Source organism: bacterium (assembly GCA_030654305.1).
Lineage (GTDB): Bacteria > Krumholzibacteriota > Krumholzibacteriia > LZORAL124-64-63 > LZORAL124-64-63 > PNOJ01.
The window spans coordinates 1-4,266 of the sequence record JAURXS010000489.1 but is presented as its reverse complement, the minus strand read 5'-3'; the positions used below and the strand labels follow the sequence as shown (position 1 = coordinate 4,266).

Annotated in this window: 4 protein-coding genes; 1 reads left to right on the top strand and 3 read right to left on the bottom strand. The window is 75.2% G+C overall.

Translation table 11 applies throughout. From position 1 onward, the window contains the following. The 3 genes from mnmG to Q7W29_13990 all read right to left on the bottom strand — a co-directional run. On the bottom strand, window positions 1-1,578 hold a 1,578-nt coding region (gene mnmG, locus Q7W29_14000), incomplete at its 3' end, for a tRNA uridine-5-carboxymethylaminomethyl(34) synthesis enzyme MnmG (GenBank protein ID MDO9172934.1). Window positions 1,579-1,600: 22 nt separating this feature from the next. Further along, a complete protein-coding gene (mnmE, locus tag Q7W29_13995; protein ID MDO9172933.1) occupies window positions 1,601-2,974 on the bottom strand; it encodes a tRNA uridine-5-carboxymethylaminomethyl(34) synthesis GTPase MnmE in 1,374 nt (457 codons plus the stop codon). A 73-nt stretch (window positions 2,975-3,047) separates the two neighbouring features. Next, window positions 3,048-3,755, bottom strand: coding sequence for a R3H domain-containing nucleic acid-binding protein (locus Q7W29_13990; protein MDO9172932.1), 708 nt, complete (start codon window positions 3,753-3,755; stop codon window positions 3,048-3,050). Between the two features lie 195 nt (window positions 3,756-3,950). On the opposite strand from Q7W29_13990, the gene Q7W29_13985 reads away from it, so the two are divergent. Beyond that, window positions 3,951-4,266 (top strand): hypothetical protein (locus Q7W29_13985; GenBank protein MDO9172931.1); only part of this gene is annotated, 316 nt, incomplete at its 3' end.

The following is a 4,266-nucleotide window of genomic DNA, read 5'->3' as shown; positions in this document are numbered from 1 at the left end:
CGCCGGCAAAGGTGGCGCGTCCAGCCCGCCGGGCGCCTGCAGGACCAGGTCCGAGGCGGCCACGCTGCCTCCGTGCACGAGGTCGCGGCACCGCAGGGTCCGCAGCACCCGACCCGCCCGCTCGGCGGCAGCCACGCGCGCGCGCAGCCGCCGCAAATCCGCCTCCGGCAGCAGGCCGATCGAGGTGGCCAGGGGCAGCAGCCGCGCCGCCGCGTTGTCGCAGCGCAGGGCCAGCCTCCGCTCGGCGCGGGACGTGAACATCCGGTAGGGCTCGGTGATGTCCTTGGTCGTGAGGTCGTCCAGCAACACGCCCAGGTACGAACCGCCGCGGGGCAGGTCCAGTGGCTCCCGCCCATCGAGGCTGCGCACCGCGTTCACGCCGGCCGCCAGGCCCTGGGCCGCCGCCTCCTCGTAGCCGGACGTGCCGAGGATCTGCCCGGCTAGGTATAGCCCCGCGACCGGCTTGCTCTCCAGCGACGCCCGGACCTGCCAGGACGGCGCGCTGTCGTACTCGACCGCGTAGCCGTGCCTTGCTAGCACAGCTCGCTCCAGCCCGGGCAGGGTGCGCACGAAGGCGTCCTGGACGTCGCGCGGCAGGCTCGTCGAGAGGCCGTTGACGTAGATCTCGGCGGAGTCGCGCCCCTCCGGCTCCAGGAAGACGAGGTGGCGTTCGCGGTCGGCGAAGCGCACGACCTTGTCCTCGATGGAGGGGCAGTACCGGGGTCCCGTGCCCTCGATGATGCCGCCGAACAGGGGGGACCGGTGCAGGTTGTCGCGGATCAGGGCGTGGGTGCGCTCGCTGGTCCAGGTCAGGTGACAGGGGACCTGAAAAGTCTGTAACTCATTGGTAATAAAAGAGAAAGGCTCGATGCGCTCGTCGCCGGGCTGGACCTCGAGGCGCGAAAAATCGAGCGAATCGCGCCACAGGCGCGGCGGCGTGCCGGTCTTCAGGCGGCGCAGCGTGAAGCCGCAGCGCTCCAGGGCGCCGCTGAGGCCCACGGACGCCGCGGCGCCCTCGCGACCACCCTCGGTGCGCTCGTCCCCCACGTGCATCAGGCCGCCCAGGAAGGTGCCGGTCGCCAGGACCGCGCGCGGGGCGAGCAATTCGCGCCCGTCGGACAGGACCACGCCCCGCAGGCGGGCCGGCGCCGGACCCGACGATGTTGAACCGGCGGGCGCGTCCACCAGCAGGTCGGACGCATCCCCCTCCACGACGACGAGGCCATCCTGAGCGGCGACGACCGCGGCCATGCGCGCCTGGTAGGCGTGCTTGTCGGCCTGGGCCCGCGGCGCGCGCACCGCCGGCCCCTTGCTGCGGTTCAGCACGCGGAACTGGATCCCCGTCTCGTCGATGGCGCGGCCCATCTCCCCGCCGAGCGCGTCGATCTCGCGCACGAGGTGGCCCTTGCCCAGCCCGCCGACCGCGGGGTTGCAGGGCATGCGGCCGATCTCGCGGCGATCGTGCGTCACCAGCGCGGTGCGGGCGCCCAGCCGGGCCGCCGCGAGGGCGGCCTCGATGCCGGCGTGGCCGCCGCCGATGACGATCACCTCGAACGCATTCACCTCGAACGATTTCATCTTGAATCTTCTCTGATGGCTTCTACTTGCCGACGCAGAAACGGGCGAAGACCTCGCCCAGCAGGTGCTCGCTGAACACCCGGCCGGTCACTTCGCCCAGCTCCGCGAGGATCCCCGCGAGCAGCCCGGCGGCAACTTCGGCAGGCGCGTCGCGAAGCGCAACCTCGTCGCGCAGGGCGGCGAGCTCGTCCCGCGCCGCGGCGAGGCGGTGCCGGTGGCGCTCGTGGAACGCGTGGCCGAGGTCCGCGACCTCGCGCAGGCGCTCGCCGTCGGCCGCCGCCAGCAGGGCCGCGCGCAGCTCGCCGAGGCCGGTGCCGTCGCGCGCGGACGTCACGAGGCAGCCCTCCGCGCGGGCGGCCTCGCGCCGCGCGGGATCGGCGAGGTCGGCCTTGGCGGCGACGTTCAGGACCGCGACGCCGACAGGGACGTCGGCGACGTCGCGCCCGGCCGGTGCTGTCAGGTCCGACAGCAACAGCACGACGTCGGCCGACGCGGCCGCCTCGCGGGCGCGCGCCATGCCGAGGGCCTCGACGCGCCCGCCGTCGGACCGCAGGCCCGCGGTGTCGTGCAGCACGAAGATCACGCCGCCGTGGCGCAGGCGCGCGGCGACGACGTCGCGCGTCGTGCCGGGCTCCGCGTCGACCAGCGCGCGCTCCTGCGACAGCAGGGCGTTGAACAGGGAGCTCTTGCCCGCGTTCGGCGCGCCCAGCAGCACGACGTGCACGCCCTCGCGCACGCGGCGCGCGGCGTCGGCGTCGGCCAGCAGCAGCGCGAGCGCGGCGAGCGCGGCGTCCAGGACGGCCAGCAGGCCCGCGCGCGGCACGGCGACGGCCTCGGCGTCGTCGCCCTCGAACTCCAGGCCGCCCTCGAGCCGGGCCAGCAGGTCCAGCAGCGGCCGCTCGATCGCCTCGACGTCGCGGCGCAGGCCGCCGCGCAGCTGACGCAGGGCGGCGCGGGCCGCGAGCTCGTCCTCGGCGTGGATCAGGTCGGCCACGGCTTCGGCCTGGTCGAGGCTCAGGCGGCCGTTCAGGAACGCGCGCCGCGTGAACTCGCCGGGACCGGCCGGGCGCGCGCCGGCTTCGCGGCAGGCCGCCGTCACGCGCCGCGCGCAGAGCGCGCCGCCGTGGCAATGGAATTCGACGATGTCCTCGCCGGTGTAGGAGCGCGGCGCCAGCATGGGCAGCACGAGGCCGTGGTCGAGGACCTCCCCCGCTTCATTGCGCAGCGTCGCGGCGCGCGCCTGGTGGGAGCGCACGCCCTCGCGCGGCAGCGCGCGCACGCCGGCCAGGCGGCGGGCGACCTCCAAGGCGCCGGGGCCGCTGAGGCGCACGATCGCCAGGCCGGCTTCCCCGGCCGCGGTGGCGATCGCGACGATCGTATCGTTGGTCGTGGACATGCCCAACCCGTCATGAAAAGGGGCGGCGCGCCGCGCCGCCCCCTGTGTCCGCATCGGCGGTGCGACCGCGCGCCTAGGACTCGTCCTCGGTCGCGGGGCGCGAGCCGTCGTCGGGGAGGACGATCACGTGGCGATCATACCCCTCGCCCTCGGTCTCCGTCATCAGTCCCTCGCAGCGGGCGACCTCCATGTGCACGACGCGCCGCTCGCGGGGGTTCATCGGCGGCAGGTGCACGGGCTGGCCCTCGCGGCGGGCGCGGTCCATGGCCTCGGCCGCCATGGTCACCAGGCGCCCGTCGAGGCGCAGGCGGTGGTTGTTGATGTCCAGGTTCATCGAGACGTGATCGCCCATGGCCACGGTCGCCATGCGGTCGACCAGGTGCTCGATCGAATCGAGCGCGTAGAACCGCCGCCCGATCAGAACGTCGGCGCTGTCCTCGTCGGTCACGAGCTTGACCTGGTTGTACTCGCCGGGGTTCACGGTGACGCGGCAGGGGAAGCCGCAGCGCACCATCAGCTCCTCGGTGAAGAGGCGCTGGGTCTCGGCGGCCTCCGCGAGCGGCACGTCGCGGCGGGGCTTGACCAGGTCGGCGGCGACGACGGCCTCACCGGCGGAAGCGTCCCTGTCGAGGCGGGCGGCCGCGGGCGGCGTGGGCTGGTCTTCGTGGTGCATGTCCTGGCGCTCCTCCTGGTGGGCTTCCCGGCGGTCCGCGTCGAAGGACTCGGCGCGGTCCGCGTGCACGGTCTCCGGCTCGCGGGCGACCGGGGCGGCGGCCGTCATGGGCGCCTCCGCGCGGACCGGCGCGTCGCGATCGAACTCGATGCCCCCCGCCGCCTCCGGGCGCGGGTCGAGGCGCGCGGCGGGCGCGACGTCGCCCTCGGGACGCCTGCCGCGCGGGCGGCGGCGACGGCTGGACCGGCCTTCGCCGTCCTCGCGGGTCTCGGCGCCGGGAGCCTCGCTGCGGCGCGGTTCGCCTTGGCGCGCCTCGGTGGGGCGGGCGCCCGGACGAACGTCCTGGCGAGGCTCGGAACGCGGGCGCTCGTCGCGGCGACCGCGGCCGCCGTCACGGCTGCGCTCGCCGTCGCGGCCCCGATCGTTGTCACGGCCCCGATCGTTGTCGCGGCCTCTGCCGCCGTCGCGACCGCGCTGTTCGTCGCGTCCGCCGGCCGGCCGCTGCTGCCCATCGACACGGGCCGCACCGCGGTTGCGGTCACCGCCCTGGCCACGGTCCTGGCCGCGACCGCGGTCGGAACCGCGACCACGGTCCGAACCACGACCCCGATCGCCGGGC

What these genes read in the sequence shown, in the direction of transcription:
- Q7W29_13990 (MDO9172932.1), bottom strand. Translation starts at nt 3,755, where the DNA reads ATGACGGCCGCCGCCCCGGTCGCCCGCGAGCCGGAGACCGTGCACGCG.
- mnmE (MDO9172933.1), bottom strand. Translation starts at nt 2,974, where the DNA reads ATGTCCACGACCAACGATACGATCGTCGCGATCGCCACCGCGGCCGGG.